This is a genomic window from Lacticaseibacillus zeae DSM 20178 = KCTC 3804 (assembly GCF_000260435.1).
GTDB lineage: Bacteria > Bacillota > Bacilli > Lactobacillales > Lactobacillaceae > Lacticaseibacillus > Lacticaseibacillus zeae.
Genome location: NZ_BACQ01000023.1, coordinates 1 through 22,246, shown reverse-complemented (window position 1 = coordinate 22,246; position 22,246 = coordinate 1). Strand labels below are relative to the sequence as shown.

The window sequence follows — 22,246 nt, the reverse complement described above, 5'->3', positions numbered from 1 at the left end:
TGATTCGGAAGCGGTAACACGCGAACGTTCGCTTTTTTTGCTATAATAAACAACAAGAAAAAGGAGCGATTTTTGTGATCATACGTCCAAGTAAACCTGCGGATGCTGCTCAGGTGGCACCGCTGATTGATATTGTTTTTACCGAAATGGAAATTCCGCAACTGATGCGCGTGCCGAAGCAGACGCTTTATGCAGTATTGCAACAGGCATTTCTTCTGCCGACTTATCGCTACGGCTATCCCCAGATGCTCGTGGCCGATCAAAATGGCAAAATTGAAGGCATCGCAGTCGGATATCTGCACGAACAGGAGGCACACATTGATGACGCCTTGCAGCCGTTATTGCCAAAGCTGGGCTTAACGCCACAATCATCGCTGTTTACGGATACGGAAACTTACCCGGGCGAATGGTATCTGGACACACTGGCCGTAGCCCCAAGTGCTCAAGGCCATGGTATCGGCACAAAATTGCTGCAAGCCGCTGACCCGGTTGCCCGCGCACACAAAGCGGAGGTTGTGAGTCTGAACGTCGACCAGCAAAACCCGCGCGCCAAGAAACTTTATGAACGCAATGGCTTTGTCAAAAACGGTGAACTCATGATCGGCAGTCACCGTTATGATCATATGGTTCGGCCGGTGGGTGAGTAGCGGCTGAGATTTGCGGCAGAGACGCCACGGACTAAACAAAGCAAAAGCTTGGGTCATAATTTATAGCCACAAATAAAATATGAACATCCCCCAATAATGACGGAGGATGTTCATTTTGTTTCCCGAAGGTAATTCGGTAGGATTATTCAGATGTTAGTGCCAAGGCGGAGCAATCGTAGGCCAGATGGGGCTCAGTGGTGCAATTGTACTAGCCGGGCGATCTTCCCGGCGTAGTACAAGGCCGAGCTTAGAGCCTCTGCCGATTTTGCAGAGGCTCTAAGTTGTGCCCACCACTCTAGCTTCGCGGTCGCCAGCCCAGCTGGCCGGAGATTGCGGAGTTTGGCACGGCAAGGGACTAATTGCCCTAAGCTGTTTTAAACCCAGACGCTAATCCGGAAAGTCCAGGCCGTACTCGTAACGTTTGAGCGGATCGGCAACGCCGACGTGGCGGAAGCGATCGAGGATGGCGGCTAGCAAAATGGCGGCTGGAATGTCACGATTGTTAGGAATGGTTAGCTTGACGATCGCCGGGGCAACTTCTTCAGCACTGAAAATCGTTTTAACGCCGTGGAAGACCTGGTAATGGTTATTTAAGAGATTCCCCATAGCCACCCAGTTGAGTTTTGAAATAAAAATAAACTGGTGCCAGACGCCGAACATCTTTTTGACGCTGGCAACATTCCGGTTGGCGATGTACAGGTCATATCGCGGGAAAACACTGACCGTTTTCTGCCGGATCGAACCTAACGGGTTGCCACTGAGCGTATTCAAATCGAAACCACCGTTAATGAGACCGTGACGGGCGGTCAGAATGTAGGCAGGCTTACCATTGTCGGTTTTGACCACACTAAGACTGCCGGTACTCAATGCATTGATGTCAAGATATAACGCCATTTGCTAACCTCCCTTGAAGGCTTGCATGATGTGGTTCAGCTGCCAATCCTAGAAACGCGCGTTAGTTGCTTCCGCTTTATTGATCCGAATGGCTTTGCGAATCGCCTCGGCAACGCCATTTTCGCCATTGGTGCCGGTTGTACCCCAAGCTAAGTCGGTGATTTCAGGGATCGCGTTGCCCATGGCGATGCCGTATTTGGCCATTTTGATCATGCTGGCATCATTCAGATTATCACCGATGGCCATGACCTCATCCATTGTGATCCCTTTCTGTTTGGCATAAGCCTCAACCGCATAACCTTTCTGCGCCTTAATATTGTTGACTTCAATATTGTTAACGGAACTGGATGTGACACTTAATTTGCCGGTCGCTTTAAATACTTTAGCCGGGGCCTTTAAAATGTCAGGTGTTTCGCCGGTGTAAGCGATGATTTTCATAATCTGAATCGTCGGATCGTCCAGTAATTTTTGATAGTCATCCACATAATTAATATTCATGATTTCCAACCGGGCAGCCGCCAAAGCAACGGCGAGCTTGTAAGTGGTATCAGGGTTGAGATCGACTAGCAAGTCTGCCACGTTCTGAATGCGCTTAACCCGACTGTCGGAAAAGACGCCTTTGTTAGTTGTGATTTCAAAGTAGATGTCGGCTGCTTGTAAAGTATCGATAACGTACTGGCTTAAATCATCGGCGATAGGGATGGTGACAACCGGTTTGCCGGCCTCGTCAAAAACCATGGCACCGTTTAACGTGATGAACGCGGGCTTTAGCTGCTGTGCCGCCAATAATGGCTTGGCTTCGGTAACACCACGCCCGGTGGCAACCATGAACTCGATACCAGCGGCTTGCGCTTCACGAATGGCCTTGGCATTTTCGTCTGAGACTTCCATTTTGTCATTCAAAAGCGTGCCATCCATGTCTGATGCAATAAGTTTGATCATATTACTGTTCCCTCCGGTTTGTCATGGTGCGATTACGTCCTTAATTTTAGCATGAAAAGCGGTTGCCCGGTAGCAAACGCGCAGGGATTCTTGTACACTATTTGCGGAGGTGCAGCTTTTGAAAACATTAATACATAATGATTGGCAGACGGTGCTGGAACCGATTTTTGAAAGTCCCGAGTATGCCCGGCTGCATGAGTTCTTAAAGGAAGAATACACGACCAAAACAATTTATCCGGAAATGCATCACATTTTTCAGGCATTCGAATGGACGCCATTTCATGATGTCAAAGTGGTCATTTTGGGACAGGATCCGTACCATAATCCGCATCAGGCGGTGGGGGCGAGTTTTGCCGTGGCGCCTGGTGTGGCATTGCCGCCGTCGTTGCAAAACATTTATAAAGAATTACAAAGCGATTTAGGTTATCCGCCGGTGCATCACGGGTATCTAAAGGCGTGGGCCGATCAAGGGGTCTTGTTGCTGAATGCGGTCTTGACCGTGCAGGCAGGCCGGGCTTATTCCCACCAGAATCATGGTTGGGAGGAGCTGACCGATGCAGCAATTGCGGCTTTATCTGCGCGTGGCGGGGTTGTGTTTATTTTGTGGGGCAATGCTGCCAAGAAGAAAGCTGCGTTGATTGATACCAGCAAAAATGCCATCATTGCCTCCGCGCACCCAAGTCCATTGTCAGCGTCTCGCGGCTTTTTCGGCAGTCGGCCATTTTCACGTACCAATGAAGCGTTGAAAAAAATGGGCGAAACGCCGATTAATTGGCAACTGCCAGAAACCGTGACTGCGGCGAGTTAATCAAGTCACGCAAAGTGTTTTTCCATTGTCTTCCGCTGGTCACGACCCGATAAAAACGGTATGATGTTAAGGAATAAAGCGCTTTTATGGAGGGATAAGATTTGGATTTATTTGAAAGCTTAAAAGACAAGATTAACGACAAGCATTTGCGCATTGTATTTCCGGAAGGCGAGGATCCGCGGGTTTTAGGAGCCGCGGTACGACTGACCGCCGATGGATTGGTGCAGGCGATTGTACTGGGTAACCCTGAGAAAATTCATAACCTGGCAACCGAAAAAAGCTGGGATTTAAGCAAGTTGACGGTTCGCGATCCTGAGCATGATGATCTTCACGCCAAGATGGTGACCGCGTTCGTTGAGCGGCGTAAAGGCAAAGCAACTCCGGAACAGGCGGAAAAGATTGTCCAGGATGCCAATTATTTTGGCACCATGCTTGTTTACATGAAGGAAGCAGACGGCATGGTTTCCGGTGCGGTGCATTCAACGGCGGATACCGTGCGGCCGGCTTTACAAATCATCAAGACCCGTCCCGGCGTTCATCTTGTTAGCGGCGCGTTTATCATGCAACGTGGCCGGGATGAACGATACTTATTTGCGGATAATGCGATTAATATCGATCCGGATGCCGATCAACTGGCAGAAATTGCGGTTGAATCAGCGAAAACCGCTGCTTTATTTGACATTGATCCGCCACGAGTTGCCTTGTTGTCATTTTCGACTAAAGGAAGCGCTAAGGGACCACAAGTGGACAAAGTGGTGGCCGCAACCCAGAAAGCTCACGAGCTGGCACCGGATTTGGCATTGGATGGTGAGTTGCAGTTTGATGCGGCGTTTGTCCCGACTGTCGCCAAGCAAAAGGCGCCCGAGTCCAAAGTTGCCGGTGAAGCCAACGTATTTATTTTCCCGGAATTGCAATCCGGAAACATTGGCTACAAAATTGCCCAGCGGTTTGGCGGCTTTGAAGCCATCGGCCCGATTCTGCAAGGCTTGAATCAGCCGGTTTCCGACCTCAGTCGTGGCGCTAACGAAGAAGACGTCTACAAGTTGGCCATTATCACAGCGGCCCAGACCTTGCTATGACAAGTTTGAAAAAAGATTTTACCAGCGAAGCCGAACTACAGTCATTCGCCGCTTCGCTAGGTCCGCATTTACAGGTAGGAGATGTCCTTCTCTTGGATGGTGATCTTGGCGCTGGCAAAACCAGCTTTACCAAAGGTTTGGCTAAGGGACTGGGTATTACGGATTATGTCAAAAGCCCGACGTTTACGATTATTCGCGAATATCGTCACGGTCGGCTGCCACTGTATCATATGGATCTTTATCGCTTGGAAGATGGTGGTGCCGAAGATCTTGGACTTGAAGAATACTTTGAAGGTGACGGCGTTTCAGTCGTTGAATGGCCGGATTTTCTGGGTGCAAGCGAACCCGAAGCCGATTTGCTGGTGCACTTTCAAAAAGATGAGCAGTCGGATACAACCCGTCATCTTGAATTTGTTCCTCAGGGTAAGCGCTATGAAACATTGCTTCAGAGCTTAAAATGAGCGTAGCGCCAATGATTTTTATTTTAACTTCAACTAAAATAGCACTAAGACCAGTGGTGGCTCTAGTGCTATTTTTAGTGTAACAGGTTAATCATTGGCTATGATAGTTAAAAATTATATTTTGATAAGCAAAGTATACATGCTACACTGTTAGCAATGTGGAGCATGACATGAATTAAGAAAGTAGGTGTGCAATGTTAGCAGTTAAAGATCTCGTCAAGACTTTTGGCACCATGACGGCGGTTGATGATGTGAGTTTTACCGTCAAGCCTGGCGAAATTATGGGACTAATTGGCCAAAACGGTGCCGGTAAAACAACAACGTTTCGAATGATTTTGAATTTTTTGACCCCAGACTCCGGAACGATTACCTGGAATGACCACCCGTTAACGGCCAAGGATTATGACATCATCGGCTATTTGCCTGAAGAACGCGGTTTATACCCGAAGATGCGCGTGCAGGATCAGATTATTTATTTTGCCCGATTGCGCGGGATGAAGACGGCGGATGTGAAAGCCCGGATTCCCGAATGGCTGGAACGTTTTCAGGTTAAAGGCAAGGCAACCGATAAAATCAAGGACCTGAGCAAAGGTAACCAGCAAAAAGTGCAAGTGATTGCGACCATGATTCATATGCCTAAACTGGTGATCCTAGATGAGCCTTTCTCAGGACTGGATCCGGTCAATGCGAGCTTGTTAATGGCTGGTATTGAGATGCTAAAAGACAATGGCGCGGCGATTATTTATTCCAGCCACGATATGGCCAATGTCGAAGCCATCTCGGATCATTTGGTGATGCTGAAGCAAGGAAAAATGGTCTTAAACGGCGCTGTCGGTGATATCCGCGAAAGCTTTGGCCGGACGAAACTCTTCATTGAGTCAGGCTTATCCCAGGAAGACTTGTAAGCCTTTGACGGTGTGACGAATATTCGTCAACATGGTCAGGAATTTGAATTGACGCTGGCAGATCCGGCAGTGGGCCGCCAGATTTTTGAAAAAGCGGTCGCCAATGGGTACATACCGGAATTTCGGCAACAACCGCCAACGCTTGATGAGATTTTCCGCTTGAAAGTGGGTGAAACACATGCATAAATTCTGGGTCGTCATGAGTCAGGTTTACAAAAAGAATGCCAAAAGCGGTTCGTGGATCTTTTTGGTCTTATCGCCATTGCTTTTTCTGGCGATTGGATTCGGCATTGCTTTTTACATTGCCAAAACGCAGGCACCCGCCCAAGTGGCAGTTGTCAGTGACGTCAGCGCGGTCAGCCAAGCATTAAGTAAGCAAAACAACGATGATTTGCATTTTAAAGTGTACTCATCGAGTAAAAAGGCTGATGCGGCGCTGAACGATGAGAAAGTTGACGGCATTTTAACTGTCAATGCCAAAGATCAATTCCGTTCGCGCTATGTTTCGCGGGATAACGGCCAAGAGGTTGATAAAACCACTTTGGTCACGGCACTCAGTGGCTTGAAACTTAGCAGCACCGCGGCAAGTATGCATCTCACGGCAGCGCAGGTCAGTGCACTGACGCAACCGCCAATGGTCAGCACCAAAACGGTGGCCATTGAAAACGGCAAACAGGTGACCAAGTCAAACTCAACGCAATTGATGAATCACGGGGTTGCGGTTGTGGCCATGATTTTAATCTTGATGGTGACCATGGTTTACGGCTCGATTCTTGCTCAGGAAATTGCCACGGAAAAAGGCTCGCGCATTATGGAGATTCTTTTGTCCTCGGTGAGCGCGACCACCCAATTCTTCGGTAAACTGGCCGGAATCTTCGCGCTGTTACTGACGCAGCTAGCAATTTATGTGGTTGCCGGGGTGATTAGTTGGCAATTCGTCAAAAATCAGTCGTTTGTGTCCGGTGTTTTGAAACAGTTTGACTTTTCGATTCTGGTGTCTGGCACCACAGCGATGATTGTCGTTTTCTTCATCATCGGCACCTTGACCTACTCAGTACTGGCGGCGTTGACCGGTTCGCTGGTTTCCAATCAGGAACAGGTTCAGCAGGCAGCTATGCCGATTAGCATGTTGGGGTTGATTGGGTATTTCATTACGATTGCGGCTCAGTCAAGCGATTCGGCATTGGCACAGATTACCAGCTATGTTCCATTCCTGAATGTCTTCGTGATGCCCACCCAGATGTCACTAGGACGGGCCAGCATGGGCGAGGCGTGGATCAGCGTCGCCATCAGCCTCGTCTTCCTCGTGCTGTTTACCATGTTTACGGTAAAAGTCTACCGGAACAATGTATTGGTTTACTCCGGTTCAGGCTTGTGGCAGTCGATGAAAACGTCCTTTAGCATTTGGAAATCTGAGCGTAGCGTTGCTAAAAAGTGATATTGCAGGAACAACGCTATCTTTTAAAAAGGCTGAGTCATAATTCATAGCCACAATAAAAAGCGAACATACCGTGATGATAAGCGTATGTTCGCTTTTTTGTTTCCCTATGGTAATACGGTGGAGTTATTTAAGATATGAGTGCCAAGGCGGAGCAATCGTAGGCCAGATGGGGCTCAGCCGTGCAAACAACACAGTGACCGATCTTGTCGCTGATGTTGTTAGGCGACTTTGAGACAGCGGTTTTCTGGCTCAAAGCGCCGTCACAGCGTTCCAGCCCCAGCTGGCCGGAGATTGCGGAGTTTGGCACGGCAAGGAATTTATTGCCTAAAACTTTTAAATCGTTCGGGATTTACTAATCTGCGAACGTTCGCGCAAAATTATGGCTCAGCCTCTTTCGCTTTGGTATTAACCGGCCTTAGCCAACTTCATCATAGCTTTCGTTCGGGCTTCACCAAAATGTTTGTTCTCGGCAATGAGAATCCGCGCGCAGGCATAACTATCTGCCAACGCGTTGTGGTGATGTTCCAGTGGGATTTTTAACGCTGCACTGACCGTATCCAACCGATGATTTGGCAGCTTCGGTAAAAATTGCCGTGAAGTCCGAACAGTGTCGATCACCTGATAGCGCGGCGCAGTGATGCCATACCGGTCAAGTGTCAGGCGCAACACCGACACATCGAACGGGGCATTGTGAGCCGTGACAATGCGACCCGGAGTATAAAACATCTGGATATGCGGCCAAACCTGGTCAAAAGTCGGCTGGTTTTGAACCATATCCGGTGTGATCCCGTGAATGCGAATATTTTGCGGGTCAAAGCGCATCTGCGGGTTGATGAGCGTATAAAAACTATCGACAACCCGATTTTGCTGCACAACCACTAAGGCAAGCGAACAGGCTGAGGCCCGTTTGCGATTGGCGGTTTCAAAGTCCATGGCAATAAAATCCATTATTTCACGCTCCTATAGTAAATCCTGCGTGATGAGTTCAACCGGACAGTGATCACTGCCCATGACGTCGGTTAAAATTTTGGCATCTTTGACATACGGCTGAAAGTTTGAACTGGCAACAAAGTAGTCAATCCGCCACCCGGCATTATTGGCGCGCGCGTGGAACCGATAGCTCCACCAAGAATAAGTGACCGTATTGGGATACAGATGGCGGAAAGTGTCGATAAAGCCGCTCTTAAGCTGCTTGGTAAAATCGGCACGTTCCTCATCGGTGAACCCAGCGTTATGGTGATTGGTCTTATCATTCTTAAGGTCGATCGGTTCATGAGCAACGTTTAAATCGCCGCAATACACAAGCGGCTTTTTTTCCGCCAACTGGTTAGTGTAGGCACGAAAATCCTTATCCCACTGTTGACGATAATCGAGTCGCTTGAGCTCGCCGCCAGAGTTGGGAGTGTAAACCGTCATCAAGTAAAACTTGGGATATTCAAGCGTAATGATGCGGCCTTCCTTATCGTGCTCGGGAATGCCCATGCCGTAAGTCACATTGAGCGGTTCGTGTTTCGTAAAAATCGCGGTGCCTGAATAGCCTTTGCGTTCCGCGTAGTTAAAATACTGATAGTAGCCAGGAAGGTCAAGCTTCACTTGGCCTGCCTGCATTTTGGTTTCCTGAAGACAAAACCAATCAGCATCCAGTTCATTAAAAATGGTCATAAAGTCTTTTTTTAAGACGGCCCGCAAGCCATTCACGTTCCATGAAATTAATTTCAAAACGTTCACTCCTATCGCTACATTGCTCTTTTATTCTACTAGACTTTTCTAACAAACGCACGGAGAGGTAAGTGTTCACAAGCCTCAATTTCTGCTAAAATATATAAGTAGTCTTTTTGAAAGGACCTGATGTTGTGGTAGATGCACCACGGATGCTTGAAGGGATCACTATCATGCATGATGAACCGTTAAGCCATTATACGTTTACAAAAACCGGTGGGCCAGCCGATTTACTGGCTTTTCCTAAAAACGTTGCCGAGGTCCGGACTCTGGTTGAATCGGCGCGGGAACAGCATTTGCCTTTGACGGTCATCGGAAACGCAAGTAATTTAATTGTGCGCGATGGCGGTATCCGTGGGCTGGTCTTGATTTTGACGGCCATGAACGAGATTACGGTGAACGATAACACCGTAACGGCTCAGGCTGGCGCACGCCTCATTGACACGACCGAAGCTGCGTATCGCGCCGGATTGACCGGTCTTGAGTTCGCGGCCGGGATTCCAGGTAGTGTCGGCGGCGCACTTTTCATGAATGCTGGGGCATACGGCGGTGAAGTCTGCAATGTTATCAGCAGCGCCCATGTGTTGACGCGCGCAGGTGAATTCAAAACCTATAACCATCGCGAATTGAAGTTCTGGTATCGCCATAGTATTGTTCAGGATACCGGCGATGTTGTCTTAAGCGTTACTTTTTCCCTGAAACCCGGCGATAAACCGGCAATTCGCGCCAAAATGGACGAACTGAATGCAAGACGGGCGGCTAAACAGCCATTGGAATATCCGTCTTGCGGTTCAGTCTTTAAGCGGCCGCCGCATCATTTTGTCGGCCCGATGATTCAAAAGGCCGGACTGCAAGGCCACATTATTGGTGGTGCGCAGGTTTCAATGAAGCATGCAGGCTTTATCATCAATTTAGGCGACGCAACTGCTACTGATTATCTGGATATGATTCACCTGATCCAGAAAACGGTTAAAGCCAAATTTGGTGTCGATTTGGAAACTGAAGTCCGCATCATTGGCGAACCCTTGCAGTCGTAGCCTACATTCAAAATAAAAGAAAGGGGCCCCACAATGCATTTAGTCGAAGCCGTCTTGTTTTTGATGGCGCTGGTCATCGTGTCAAACGTGCTCAGCCACTACATTGTCGCTGTCCCGGTATCTTTGATTCAAGTCGCGCTGGGACTCGGCGCGGCTTTGTTTTTTCATTTAACGATAAACTTAGCGACTGACTGGTTCATGCTTTTGTTCATTGCGCCGCTTTTGTATTACGATGGGCGGCATTTTCCACGGCGGGAGTTGTGGGAATTGCGCGGTCCGATCATCGGAAATGCGATTTTTCTGGTCTTTGCAACGATGTTGGTTGGCGGTTACTTGATTCATTTCCTGATCCCGCCATTGCCGCTGCCTGCAAGTTTTGCCTTGGCCGCGATTCTCAGCCCGACTGATCCGATTGCGGTTCAGAGCCTGGCCAAGCGGACGCATCTGCCGAGTGGGGTCTTGCACTTGGTCAGCGGTGAAAGCCTGATCAATGATGCCAGCGGCTTGATCGGCTTCAAATATGGTATTGCCGCAACGCTGACCGGGACATTTGCTTTTGGACACGCGGTTCAGGATTTCTTCTATGTGGCGTTAGTTGGCGCAATGGCTGGGCTTGTTTTAATCGGGATCATCAACTTGAGTCGTAACTGGCTGTTGCAACAAGGGATCAATGATGTGATTCTGCATACGATTTTGCAGGTGTTAACGCCATTTTTTATTTATTTGATTGTTGACGAGTTCATGCATGCTTCCGGCGTCATTGCTGTGGTTGTGGCGGGGTTACTGAGCAATACACAACACAATCGATATGTGGCCGCTTTGCCGGAACTAAGAATCGTGTCAGAGCGGACTTGGGATTTAATTGTTTACACGCTTAACGGAATTATTTTCCTGATTCTGGGCATTGAGCTTCCGGTGGCGATGCGCGATACGATTGCTGATCATGAAGTCAGCACGTTACAGGCACTCGGCTTTGTCGTGTTGGTCTATCTGGGCATTCTGATTTTGCGAACCTTATGGATTTATGGCTACATGTTGCTGACAGTGCGGTCAAAAGGCAACCAGCCTTCATGGCGCGCAGCCTTGTTGAGTGGCATTTCAGGAGTTCGCGGTGCCATCACCTTGGTCGGGGTGTTTGCCGTACCGGCTGCACTGGCCAATGGTGATCCGTTCCCTGAGCGCAGCCTGATGTTATTTATTGCGGCAGGCGTTGTGGTGCTGAGTCTGATTGTTGCGATCATAGCCTTGCCGATCGTAACCCGATCTGTCGCACCTTTGCAAACGCGTGGTTCCACCATCGCGGCGACTGATGATGAGACTGAAGTTGATGAGGATCACGCCAATGATGTCCGGATTATTTCGATGAGTCAGGCGCAGATGTTTGTGTACCAAATGGCCGTGCGCCGCGTTGAATCAGAGCGCCGGGAAAATAATCAAAAAGCGGCATTGGATCTCATCGCGGAATATCAGAATCTGATTCGGCGACTGGAACTGGCTGAAGACACCGGTGCCGCAATTCCGCCACTGGTCCAAGACGAACTTGACCTGCGCAAAGTCGGTGTTCAAGGCGAATTATATGCATTGGACGATTTGTGGCGGGAAAACAAAATCATGTCGAAGAGTTATGCCAAAGCACGCAAGCGATTAAAGCACCGAATGGATGATCTGGACTCCATGGCCAAACGATCGGGGCGGCCAACGTTGCGGATGCTTTTTGACCGCTCGGCATTGCGCCTATCACACTTCTGGTACACCGTGGCCAGTGAGCAAAACCGCTCGCATCGCTTCTTTAACGAGAAATTATTCATTGAAAAAGAAACGGCAAAAGGCGGGTTGAAGTACTTGTCGAAGTTTCTCCGCCAAAAGGAAAACAAGGCCCACCATTACAATCGCCAGGTGATTTATTCATTGATTGTTCAATATCGCAATCGCATCGCCTCGGTCAAGGCATTGAATACGCATAAATCCACCCAGTACGAACATGAGCTAAGTCGATTGCGCGCCATCGCGTTTGCCGCAGAACGAACAGCCATCCATGATTTGATGGAAAAAGGCTACATCACCATGACGATGGCCCAGCGGCTGAATCAAAATGTCAACTTTACCGAAAACGCAGCGACTCTGACGTCTTTGGAGGAAGTCTGATCTTAGAAGCCCGGCTACAGAGCAGCACTATTCTCAATAGATAAACGAACGGCGGCATCCTTTTCTTAAAAGAAAATGCGATGCCGCCGTTTTTGTGCTGCTACCGATTTGTGGCGATATTCATTAAATTCTCATCTAGGCAGTCCCGCTTGAAAATATTTTGCCCATCTCAGTTATAAAAGCTTGCGTTGGTGCATGACATTTGTATAATAGGCAGAGTCAGTAAACTTGAAGTTTAGTTTAACGAAACCTAAAAAGGCGGTGTGCCATGGATATTGGTAGTAAAATTCGTGATCTGCGCATTCGAAAAAACCTGACACAGGAAGAACTCGGGGAGCGGACCGACTTATCGAAAGGGTATATTTCGCAGGTTGAACATGACCAGAGTTCACCGTCACTCGAGACTTTCTTTGATATTCTGAGCGTTTTAGGCGAGTCTCCAGCAGACTTTTTCCGGGAAGAGCCGGTTGATTCGCTGGTTTACCACGAAGAAGATCAGGTCACTTATCTGGATGAAGACAAAGGCTATCAACTGAAGTGGTTGGTACCGGAAAGTAATGAGAATGAGATGGAGCCGGTGATGATTGATTTTGCCCCGGACGGCATTTTTAAAACGTTTGAACCATCTCCGGCTGAGACCTTTGTTTACGTTGTCAGCGGCAAAGTAAAACTGCTGCTGGGCGATCAGGCTTATGTTGCCAAAAAAGGCGAAACCATTTATTTTCACGCAACGAAACAACATCAACTTGTCAACGCAGCAACGGGTCGCAGCAAGTGCCTGCTGGTTGCGACAGCATCTTATCTATAAGGAGTGGGGGTCATTGAGCAACATTATTGTGGAACTGAAGCATGTCGGCAAACGTTATGGCGACACGCAAGTATTAAAAGATGTCAATATCGAAATCGAACAAGGAAAATTTTATACGCTGCTCGGCCCGTCCGGCTCCGGTAAAACAACGATTTTGCGCGCGATTGCGGGATTTTTGGATGTTTCGGAAGGCGAAGTTCTTTTTGATGGCAAAAAAATAAACGATGTCCCGGCTAACCAACGCAAAGTGAATACCGTTTTCCAGGATTATGCGTTATTTCCGCACCTTAACGTCTTTGACAATGTTGCGTTTGGATTGCGGTTGCATCGTATGAGCAAGGAAACGATTCAGACCAAGGTAACGGACGCGCTTAAAATGGTTCGGCTACAAGGATATGCCGACCGGGAAATTTCCGAGTTGTCAGGCGGCCAGCAACAGCGCGTCGCCATTGCCCGGGCAATTGTTCTTGAGCCGCAAGTGTTGCTTTTAGACGAACCGTTATCAGCGCTTGATGCCAAGCTGCGTAAGGACATGCAGTACGAGCTGCGCGAATTGCAGGAACGTTTGGGGATCACCTTCTTATTTGTGACCCATGATCAGGAAGAAGCACTGGCATTGTCGGATGAAATTTTTGTCATGAACGATGGCCAGGTTCAGCAGAGTGGCACGCCGGTCGATATTTACGATGAACCGGTCAATCACTTTGTTGCCGACTTCATTGGTGAAAGCAATATCATCCCAGGCCATATGATTAAAGACTTCCTGGTTGAATTCAATGGCAAACAGTTTGAATGCGCCGACGCCGGTATGCGGCCAAATGAACCCGTTGAAGTTGTCCTGCGCCCGGAAGACTTGGACATTACGGCGGCCGATGCCGGTAAAGTGAATGTTGAAGTCGACACCCAATTGTTCCGCGGCGATTATTACGAAATTGTCGCTTACGACCAATTGAAAAATGAATGGTTGATTCACTCGACGAATCCGGCAAAAGACGGGGAAACAGTCGGATTAACCTTTGATCCTGAAGATATTCACGTCATGCGGTTGAACGAGTCTGAAGAAGAATTCGACGCACGGCTGGAAACCTATGAAGGCGACTGATCCGTGGTAGGGGGATCGGTGTTCTGTCGGCGTTTGTAGTCTGGAAAAACCAACACTTGGCAGGTACCATTAGATTTTGAATCTGAGGAGGGTCATCGTGAAAAAATCCACCACGAATGTTGCATTTTACATGCCTTATGTGATGTGGCTCGCACTATTTGTCATCGCGCCGATGGTATTGATCGTTTATCAAAGCTTTTTTGATATCAGCGGCCATTTTACCTTGGCGAATTACCAAACTTATTTTAAATCCGGCACTTATATTATGATGACGATTAATTCGGTTTGGTATGCTTTTTTGATCACCTTTGCCACGTTACTGATCAGTTATCCGACTGCTTATCTGCTGCATTATGCCAAGCATAAGCAATTGTGGCTATTGCTGATCATTTTACCGACGTGGATCAACTTGTTGCTAAAAGCGTATGCGTTCATCGGCATCTTCAGCCAGGACGGCGGGGTCAACAGTTTCTTAGGGATGTTTGGGATTGCACCACAGCAATTTCTCTTTACTGATTTCAGCTTTATTTTCGTTGCTGCCTACATCGAAATTCCGTTCATGATTCTGCCGATCTTCAATGCGATTGAAGAACTACCGGAAAACTTGGTGAATGCCTCGCAGGATCTGGGCGCAAACGGCTGGCAGACCTTTACTAAAGTGATTTGGCCGTTGACGATTTCAGGGGTCAAGTCAGGGGTCCAGGCAGTTTTCATTCCCAGTTTAAGCCTGTTCATGTTAACCCGGTTAATTGGCGGGAATCGGGTCATCACCCTTGGTACCGCCATTGAAGAGCATTTTTTGACGACAATGAACTGGGGCATGGGCTCAACGATCGGCGTTGTTTTGATTGTCGCCATGTTTATCATCATGTTCCTGACCGGTGAGCGAAAGAAGAAGGGGGTGCGCCGGCATGAAGCGTAAGTTTAAATGGTCCAACCTTTATCTGATTTTCGTGTTCATCTGTCTGTACGTGCCGATTTTTTATCTTGTGATCTATTCATTTTCGACTGGGGATCGGATGAGCAACTTCTCCGGCTTTACATGGAAACATTATGCCGAGCTCTTTGCGGACACGCGGATGATTCAGATTGTTTTGGATACGTTGCTGGTGGCGTTGTTATCAAGCTTAATTGCGACGATTATCGGTGCATTGGGCGCGCTGGCCATTGATCGAACCAGCCGTCCCGTGATGAAAAATACGGTCTTGTCACTCAACAACATTTTGATGGTAAGTCCGGATGTTATTATCGGGGCCAGCTTTCTGATTTTTTACACGGCCTTGAAAGTTCCGTTGGGATTCTGGTCAGTGCTGATGAGCCACATTGCTTTTTCCATTCCTATTGTGGTGCTGATGATCCTGCCGCGTCTGCAGGAAATGAGTCATTCCTTGCTGGACGCCGCTCGTGATTTGGGTGCTTCCAACTATCAGGTGCTGACGCGCGTCATCGTGCCTTACATCACGCCTGGCATTTTCTCGGGATTCTTCATGGCATTTACGTACTCGCTGGATGACTTTGCGGTGACCTTCTTCGTGACCGGCAATGGGTTTGAAACGTTGGCTGTCGAGATTTACGCTCGCGCCCGCCAAGGCATCAGCTTGGAAATCAATGCATTATCCGGGGTCATGTTCGTCTTTGCCTTACTACTGGTTGTCGGTTACTACTTCCTACAGCGGGCGGGTCAAAGTCGGCGGGCCAAACACAAGCGAGAAAGCGAGGCGTTGATCAATGAAACGACTCATTAGTATTGCGGTCGCCATCCTGGCCGTTTGCCTGGGATTAGCGGTTTGGAGCCAAGACCTGCAAAAGTCGCAAGGCAATACCGGCGACAACACGCTGAATCTTTTCAACTGGGGCGATTACATCGACCCGGCACTAATCAGTAAATTTGAAAAGCAAACCGGCTATCACGTGAATCAGGAAACATTTGATTCCAATGAGGCCATGTTCACCAAAATCCAGCAAGGCGGCACCAGCTACGATTTGACCGTCCCGTCGGATTATATGATTGAGAAAATGAAAAAGGCGCATCTGCTATTGCCGCTCGATAAAAGTAAATTAAATGGGATGCAGAATATGGATCCGCGCTTGATCAATAAGGAATTCGATCCTGGCAATAAATACAGCATTCCTTATTTCTGGGGGACACTGGGGATCATTTATAATGACAAGTTTGTCAAAGCCAGTGAAGTTCAGCACTGGAATCAGTTATGGAATCCTAAGTTCAAAGATTCGATCATGCTGATTGATTCCGCGCGTGATGTTTTCGCGCCGGCTTTGATCTCAATGGGCCAGTCAGTTAACGAAACCAATCCGCAGACGCTGGCAGTGGCCAAAGCCAAACTCGATCAATTGTCGCCCAACGTCAAGGCAGTTGTCGCCGATGAAATCAAAATGTATATGGCTGAAAACGAAGCTAAAATCGCTGTCGACTGGTCAGGTGAAGCCAGTGAAATGCTGGCCAACAATAAACACCTGCACTATGTCGTTCCGCGAGAAGGCAGCAATCTCTGGTTTGACAACTTGGTCATTCCAAAAACCGCCAAACATTTCAAAGCCATATACGCCTTTCTCAACTTCATGATGGAACCCAAAAACGCCGCCCAAAATGCCGAATATGTCGGCTATGCGACGCCAAACGCCGCAGCCAAAAAACTGCTGCCAAAAAGCGTTCAAAATGATCGGCAGTTCTATCCAGATGACGAGACCATGAAGCATCTGGAGATCTACTCAGACCTCCCGCCGGCAAAGGTTGGGTTATATAATGATTTATTTTTAGAATTTAAGATGTACCGCCGGTGAGCAAACGTATCTAAAACTATCCGCGTCAGTTGGGGGGAAGCCCCTGATTGATGCGGCTTTTTTGTTTTGATTTCATGATGGTTTTTATAGTATCAAACAAGCCGCAACCATTAAGCCTCCAAAATGGTGTCAAGTCATCTTAACCAGACAGATTTAAAAGAAAGCACATAGTAGTCCCAGGCAGCTCAATCAGGTATGATAGGTTGTATATGAGGTGACCCAAATGAGAAAACATAGTCGGCACAACGAAGGCCTGTGGCTTGATATCATTTGTTGTCTGAGTCTGTGGCTGGCAGTAGTTTGTCTGCTATTGGCAGCTTTGGCAATTAAAGTGAACCGACCTTATATCATCATCATGCTGGCCTTTGGGCTTTGCGCACTCGGTGAGACGGTCACGGTTTTTAAAAAATGGTGAGTTGCACCTGGCTTGTTTCGCTGAATCGGTTAGCGAAGTATAGGTTCACATTAAATTGGTTAAAGGTTTATAAACAACAGCCAACTAGAAAAGGTCCAAAAGGCGTACGCATTACGTCTTCTGGACCTTTTCTAATTGACTTACGGGTATGCTGTTAACGGGTAACACTTGACGCACGAGCGGTAGCCGTGACTTTTTCACGCGATAAGCGCCGGCGATTAAGCCATTTGCGGCCTTCTTCGATTAGGAAGAGGGGAATTGGAATGATTGCCAGGAAAAGCCAGTCGGTGAGTGCTAACGGTCCGGTGTGGAACAAGTTCTGTAAGAATGGCGTGTAGCTAAGCAATGCTAACAGAAAGATTTCAAAGCCAATACCGAACCAGACCAAGTGATTGGTGAACAAGCCGACTTTAAAGACCGAAGCATTTTCGGTGCGGCAGTTCATAGCGGCAGCGATCTGGCAGAAGATGATCGCGGCAAGAGTCATGGTCGTGGCCATGACATAGGTTGATCCACTGGTTGCCAGGCCGCGTAGTGGCCAGCCGTTTAGATGGTTGACGAAGAAGTAAGCGCCGCTGGAAATGATGGATGCAATTAAGCCATACCAGGCAAACGCCTTCCAAACGGTGCGGTTCATAAGGTGAGCATCACGTGCGCGTGGCGGTTTGTCCATAATGCCAGGCTCGGCTTTTTCCGACCCTAGTCCCAGCGCTGGCATCATGTCGGTGCCGAGGTCGACAGTCAGAATTTGCATGACGGTCAACGGTAACGGGATGGCACCGCGCGAGAAGAGGAAGAGCGCAGATGGTACCGCTTCTGGCAGGTTGGAGTTCAAAATGTAAACCAAGAACTTTTGAATGTTGCTGTAAACGGTGCGACCTTCTTCGATGGCAGCAACAATCGAAGCAAAGTTGTCGTCAGTCAGAATCATGTCAGCAGCATCTTTCGCGACGTCGGTTCCGGTAACGCCCATCGCAACACCAATGTCTGCTTTTTTCAACGCAGGCGCATCGTTCACGCCGTCACCGGTGGAGGCAACGATTTCGCCCATCGCTTGTAGCGTAGAAACGATTTTATATTTTTGCTCTGGCGCGACCCGGGCAAAAATGATTTCGCCTGCCAGTGCTTGTTTGAGTTCGTCTTGGCTCATGGCATCGAGTTCACTGCCGGTGACGACCCGCGCTTTATCGGAGGTCAGGCCGATTTTAACGGCAATGGACTTCGCCGTTAGTGAGGAGTCGCCGGTCACCATGATGATTTTGATGCTGGCCCGATGGCATTTCTCGATGGCATCGTAAATTTCCGGACGCGGTGGATCGGACATGATGGCCAAGCCGACAAAGGTAAGTTTGGTTTCGGCCGTCTCAATCGTGAGGTTGTCGAGCTGACTTTGTTTATCAGCTTCTTGGGGAATTTCACGATAAGCGGTCGCAATTGAGCGAAGGCCTAGAGAAGCATACTTGCGGTTGGCGGCATCGATTGCTTCTTTGTCTGCTGCGGTTAAAGGCCGGACCTTGCCGTTTTCCTGAATGGTGTCGCAGTGCGGCAATAAATCGCTAAGAGAGCCTTTGGTACAGATGGAAAGCGTGTGATCATCGTGCTGGTGGATGGTGGTCATCCGTTTACGATCGGAGTCGAAGGGGAGCTCTTTAAGCCGCGGATATTTTTTAGTATAAGCATTAACGTCGATACCGGACTTTTGCGCCAGGATCACCAGTGATGCTTCGGTTGGTGTGCCAAGGATTTTCGGTCGGGCTTGGCCTTTTGCTGGTTCAACTTCGGTGTCGTTGTTGAATGCAACCAGACGAACGAGCAGATCCAGGTCAGGGTCGCTGCCGTATTGGACTTTTTTGCCGTCTAACTCAATATGGCCATTATTGACATAGCCTTGGCCGCTCACGGTATAAGTATGTGACCGAGTCCAGATATGATCGACCGTCATCTGGTTTTGCGTCAGGGTGCCGGTTTTATCCGAGCAGATCACCGTTGTTTCACCCAACGTTTCAACACTGTTCAAGTCTTTTAGTAAAGCATGCTTCTTGGCCATGCGCTGCACGCCTTGAGCCAGCGAAAGTGTCACTGTCGGCAGTAAGCCTTCGGGGATGAAGGCGACGATCATGCCTAACGCGAAAATGAAGCTTTGGGCGACCGGATAATGGACAAAGAAGATGGCGGCCACGAAGAAAAGAACGCCTAAGCTAATAGCAATGAGTGAAATCTGTTTGGTTAGACGATTAAGCTCTAATTGCAGCGGGCTTAGACTCCGCTTTTGTTGTTGGGTTAACGCGGCGATTCGCCCGAACTCGGTTTTCATGCCAGTCGCAAAAGCAATGGCCGTTGCCGTTCCGGCGCCAACCGTGGTACCGGCATAGACAAGATTGGATTCGGCAAACTCACCTTGGCCAGCATTATAGTCAACCTTTTTGGATTCAGGGACCGATTCACCGGTAAGCGCACTTTGATCGACTTGGACAGAAGTGGCCTTAATCAGGCGGGCGTCCACCGGTACGGCATTGCCGGCTTGTAGATTGAAAACGTCGCCCGGTACGATTTGGGTAGCATTGACCTGTTGCAGTTTGCCATCACGGTAGACCTGCGTATAGGTCGGCAACATTTTCATGAGTGAGTCCGTTGCCTTTTGAGCTTCATGTTCCTGCCAATAACTGAAAATACCATTAATAACGTTGACCAGCCAGATGGCAATACCTAGCTCCAGGGTGCCGGATAGGATTGCAACAAACCCGCTTACCCATAACAGAATCGCCATCACACTGGTAAAGTTTTTCAGAAAGACTAGCAACTGCGACTTTTGCTTTTCGCGGGTGATTGTGTTTTCACCATATTTAGCAAGGCGGGCAGCTGCTTCTTTTTGACTTAATCCAGTTGACGTTGTGTGCAAGTCGTCCAGTAAATCCGCAACCGATTCAGTTGCAAACTTGCGCCGCGTCTCCTTTTCACTTTTCATGATTCAGACATGGCTCCTTTTATTAAGACGTTTAACCTCATTCTAACGTTCTGCCGGATGTAAAAACACCCAAAACTGTCGAATTTAGGTGATTAAAATTTAGCGATTTATAGCTGGTATATCTGGTCTTATCATGCTTGTAACCCCCGCTCAAGAAACGCCACTGCCTCGGAAACCGCAGTCTCAAGATCAAAACTAGATTGCATCCCCAAGACAACTGGCAACAGGTAACTTAAAATGGTACCAAAAATATAGCGAAGGATGCGCGTCAGTGGCCAGTCAACGAGCGCACCTTCCTGTTGATAGACGGCGAGTAAGTGGATGGCCTTGTCCATGAATTGCTTTTGAAACTTTTCCGCCAGTGCTTGGCTTAGCGCCGCATCTTGCAAAAGAGTGGCGGCCAGTATCCGAAGTTGCGCCTGATTCTCAATGGCAAAGGCCATGCGATTATGCACGATGAAGGTTAGAAAAGTGTGCAGGTCAGGCAGTTTCTGTTCGCCGATTTCATGAATGAACTCAGTGAATGCGCTCGGGATAACGTGTTGAATCATGGGCGCCAATAACGCTTGGCGGATGCTTTCTTTGGTTTTGAACTGCTTATAAACTGTTCCTTCGCTAACGCCTGCCAGGTGGGCGATATCTTTTGTGCTGGCACGATCAAATCCTTTTTCCGAAAAAAGGCTCAGAATTGCTTTCAAAACCGCTTGTTGCTTGGCTGACAACTGGCTTTCAGCAAGCGATGAGGAGAATAGATCCGTCAGATTATGCGGCTGCACGATCATTCACTTCCTTCTTTAGTCAGATTTGTTTAAACCTGTCGATAATGCCGCATGGTGACAAGATTCAGGCTTAAAAATAGTAAGAAGAAGCCTAGGAGGGCAATGACGTCCGGATACAACGCATTTAATGACTGGCCTTTTGCAATAATGCCGGTTAACGCATCGGCACCGTAATAAAGCGGCATTAAGCGGGCAATCGGTTGCAACCAGCCGAGCATTTGATTCACAGGAATCAGCCCGGTAAAGAAAATTTGCGGGACGACAACCAATGGGATGAACTGGAGCATTTGAAATTCCGTATTGGCAAACGTTGAAATCAGTAGGCCAAGCGAAAGCGCCGTGATTGCCAATAATAAGTTGATTAGAAAAATTGCGGCAATGCTTCCGAGAATTTGGATTTTAAAGACGAACAAGGCATAGCCGACAATCAAGATTGTTTGAATCACCGCAAAAATGCCATAGCCCAATAAATAGCCACTAATAATTTCTCCTCGCCGCACAGGAGTTGCCAGTAATCGGTCAAGCGTTCCGGTTGTGCGTTCACGTAATAGCGCGATGCCGGAAATCAAGAAAACAAAGAAGAAAACGATGAAGCCAATCAGAATCGGCAGTAAGGTGTCAAAATAAGTCGAATTAGCCGATCCGTAACGATAATAAGTTGCGATTCTGTAGTGAGTGGCAGTTGATGCCGGTTGGGACCCTTACCTGTGCAGTTCCACGCGTGGAATGTTGTAACGCTGATGCCAGTTTTTGTAAAGCGGTTGCTTGATTTTTAATCGTAGTAGCTGCTGCCTGCATTTTAAGCTTGATGGTTGCTGCCTGTAAGCCCTGTTTCAAGAGGGCACTTTTTCCTTGATCGGCATTGGCGAGTAATAGTGTCAGTTTGTTGCCTTTCTGAGTCAGGATGCCAGCATAATCGTGATCTTTGATAAGCATGGTCGGATCTTCATTGCCGACATGGTGGAGCCGGATTCGATCCGTATCCAGGGCCCGAACCACAGATGTATCCACACCGCGCACGCCTAAGTCAGCTTTTGTATTTGTGTTGGATTGGAAAAGAAAAAAGATTAACGTCATGATAAACAACGGCGCAATGAACATCAGTGCCAGTGTCCGTTTATCGCGAATCATTTCTTTGAAAATACGACTGATTAATGCATTAACGCGCATCTTGCTGCCTCCCTGCGGCCAAAAAGACCGCTTCGATCGAATCTGTATGATAGTTTGCTCTAAGCTGGTCAGGCGTGCCTTGGGCGATGGCCTTTCCGTTGCGGATCATCATGAGCACATCGGCTTC

19 protein-coding genes and 3 pseudogenes are annotated in these 22,246 nt (G+C 48.3%); 14 read left to right on the top strand and 8 right to left on the bottom strand.

Features of this window, described 5'->3' with window-relative positions:
* The first annotated feature begins 74 nt into the window (after positions 1-74).
* Positions 75-647, top strand: coding sequence for a GNAT family N-acetyltransferase (locus tag GSO_RS04185; RefSeq protein WP_010489301.1), 573 nt, complete (start codon positions 75-77; stop codon positions 645-647).
* Positions 648-1,034: 387 nt separating this feature from the next.
* Here GSO_RS04185 and GSO_RS04180 read toward each other — a convergent pair whose 3' ends face one another.
* Positions 1,035-1,541 (bottom strand): LURP-one-related family protein, encoded by a 507-nt coding sequence (locus GSO_RS04180; RefSeq protein ID WP_010489299.1) that lies wholly within the window; start codon positions 1,539-1,541, stop codon positions 1,035-1,037.
* Positions 1,542-1,589: 48 nt separating this feature from the next.
* Positions 1,590-2,483 (bottom strand): Cof-type HAD-IIB family hydrolase, encoded by an 894-nt coding sequence (locus tag GSO_RS04175; protein ID WP_010489297.1) that lies wholly within the window; start codon positions 2,481-2,483, stop codon positions 1,590-1,592.
* A gap of 118 nt (positions 2,484-2,601) precedes the next feature.
* Here GSO_RS04175 and GSO_RS04170 point away from each other — a divergent pair, with 118 nt between their 5' ends.
* From GSO_RS04170 to GSO_RS04150, 5 genes and pseudogenes are all read left to right on the top strand, one after another.
* A complete protein-coding gene (locus GSO_RS04170; RefSeq protein WP_010489295.1) occupies positions 2,602-3,291 on the top strand; it encodes a uracil-DNA glycosylase in 690 nt (229 codons plus the stop codon).
* Positions 3,292-3,392: 101 nt separating this feature from the next.
* Positions 3,393-4,370 (top strand): phosphate acetyltransferase, encoded by a 978-nt coding sequence (gene pta / locus GSO_RS04165; protein WP_010489293.1) that lies wholly within the window; start codon positions 3,393-3,395, stop codon positions 4,368-4,370.
* Positions 4,367-4,831 carry a tRNA (adenosine(37)-N6)-threonylcarbamoyltransferase complex ATPase subunit type 1 TsaE gene (gene tsaE / locus GSO_RS04160; RefSeq protein WP_010489290.1) on the top strand — a complete coding sequence of 155 codons (465 nt, stop codon included), beginning with the start codon at positions 4,367-4,369 and terminating at the stop codon, positions 4,829-4,831. The genes pta and tsaE overlap by 4 nt, the downstream gene beginning before the upstream one ends.
* Before the next feature lie 194 nt (positions 4,832-5,025).
* A pseudogene (locus GSO_RS15540) lies at positions 5,026-5,922 on the top strand (ABC transporter ATP-binding protein).
* Positions 5,915-7,174, top strand: coding sequence for an ABC transporter permease (locus GSO_RS04150; RefSeq protein ID WP_010489288.1), 1,260 nt, complete (start codon positions 5,915-5,917; stop codon positions 7,172-7,174). Before GSO_RS15540 ends, GSO_RS04150 begins: the two are co-directional and overlap by 8 nt.
* A gap of 408 nt (positions 7,175-7,582) precedes the next feature.
* Here the strand turns inward: GSO_RS04150 and GSO_RS04145 are convergent, their stop codons facing one another.
* Complete coding sequence (locus GSO_RS04145) at positions 7,583-8,125, bottom strand: 3'-5' exonuclease (protein WP_010489286.1); 543 nt, start codon at positions 8,123-8,125, stop codon at positions 7,583-7,585.
* 12 nt (positions 8,126-8,137) lie between these two features.
* Positions 8,138-8,896: an exodeoxyribonuclease III gene (locus tag GSO_RS04140; protein ID WP_010489284.1), complete on the bottom strand. Its 759-nt coding sequence runs from the start codon at positions 8,894-8,896 to the stop codon at positions 8,138-8,140.
* 134 nt (positions 8,897-9,030) lie between these two features.
* On the opposite strand from GSO_RS04140, the gene murB reads away from it, so the two are divergent.
* The 8 genes from murB to GSO_RS18650 all read left to right on the top strand — a co-directional run bounded on the left by murB (position 9,031) and on the right by GSO_RS18650 (position 17,205).
* A complete protein-coding gene (gene murB / locus GSO_RS04135) occupies positions 9,031-9,933 on the top strand; it encodes a UDP-N-acetylmuramate dehydrogenase (RefSeq protein WP_029345517.1) in 903 nt (300 codons plus the stop codon).
* Positions 9,934-9,966: 33 nt separating this feature from the next.
* Positions 9,967-12,078 carry a cation:proton antiporter gene (locus GSO_RS04130; RefSeq protein WP_010489281.1) on the top strand — a complete coding sequence of 704 codons (2,112 nt, stop codon included), beginning with the start codon at positions 9,967-9,969 and terminating at the stop codon, positions 12,076-12,078.
* A gap of 268 nt (positions 12,079-12,346) precedes the next feature.
* Entirely contained in the window at positions 12,347-12,886 is a 540-nt protein-coding gene (locus GSO_RS04125) for a helix-turn-helix domain-containing protein (protein WP_010489279.1), read from the top strand.
* 13 nt (positions 12,887-12,899) lie between these two features.
* A complete protein-coding gene (locus GSO_RS04120; RefSeq protein ID WP_010489277.1) occupies positions 12,900-13,988 on the top strand; it encodes an ABC transporter ATP-binding protein in 1,089 nt (362 codons plus the stop codon).
* Positions 13,989-14,085: 97 nt separating this feature from the next.
* Entirely contained in the window at positions 14,086-14,910 is an 825-nt protein-coding gene (locus tag GSO_RS04115) for an ABC transporter permease (RefSeq protein ID WP_010489276.1), read from the top strand.
* Positions 14,900-15,733: an ABC transporter permease gene (locus tag GSO_RS04110; RefSeq protein WP_010489273.1), complete on the top strand. Its 834-nt coding sequence runs from the start codon at positions 14,900-14,902 to the stop codon at positions 15,731-15,733. The genes GSO_RS04115 and GSO_RS04110 overlap by 11 nt, the downstream gene beginning before the upstream one ends.
* Positions 15,717-16,790 carry an ABC transporter substrate-binding protein gene (locus tag GSO_RS04105; RefSeq protein WP_010489271.1) on the top strand — a complete coding sequence of 358 codons (1,074 nt, stop codon included), beginning with the start codon at positions 15,717-15,719 and terminating at the stop codon, positions 16,788-16,790. Before GSO_RS04110 ends, GSO_RS04105 begins: the two co-directional genes overlap by 17 nt.
* Before the next feature lie 223 nt (positions 16,791-17,013).
* Positions 17,014-17,205: a hypothetical protein gene (locus GSO_RS18650; RefSeq protein ID WP_010489269.1), complete on the top strand. Its 192-nt coding sequence runs from the start codon at positions 17,014-17,016 to the stop codon at positions 17,203-17,205.
* A 154-nt stretch (positions 17,206-17,359) separates the two neighbouring features.
* Here the strand turns inward: GSO_RS18650 and GSO_RS04095 are convergent, their stop codons facing one another.
* The 4 genes and pseudogenes from GSO_RS04095 to GSO_RS15530 all read right to left on the bottom strand — a co-directional run.
* Positions 17,360-20,170, bottom strand: a complete 2,811-nt coding sequence (locus GSO_RS04095; protein WP_010489267.1) for a cation-translocating P-type ATPase — start codon at positions 20,168-20,170, stop codon at positions 17,360-17,362.
* A gap of 131 nt (positions 20,171-20,301) precedes the next feature.
* Positions 20,302-20,952: a TetR/AcrR family transcriptional regulator gene (locus GSO_RS04090; protein WP_010489265.1), complete on the bottom strand. Its 651-nt coding sequence runs from the start codon at positions 20,950-20,952 to the stop codon at positions 20,302-20,304.
* 26 nt (positions 20,953-20,978) lie between these two features.
* Positions 20,979-22,119, bottom strand: a pseudogene (locus tag GSO_RS15535) (ABC transporter permease).
* Positions 22,109-22,246 (bottom strand): annotated as a pseudogene (locus GSO_RS15530) (ABC transporter ATP-binding protein); the annotation flags it as partial. The pseudogenes GSO_RS15535 and GSO_RS15530, both read right to left, overlap by 11 nt.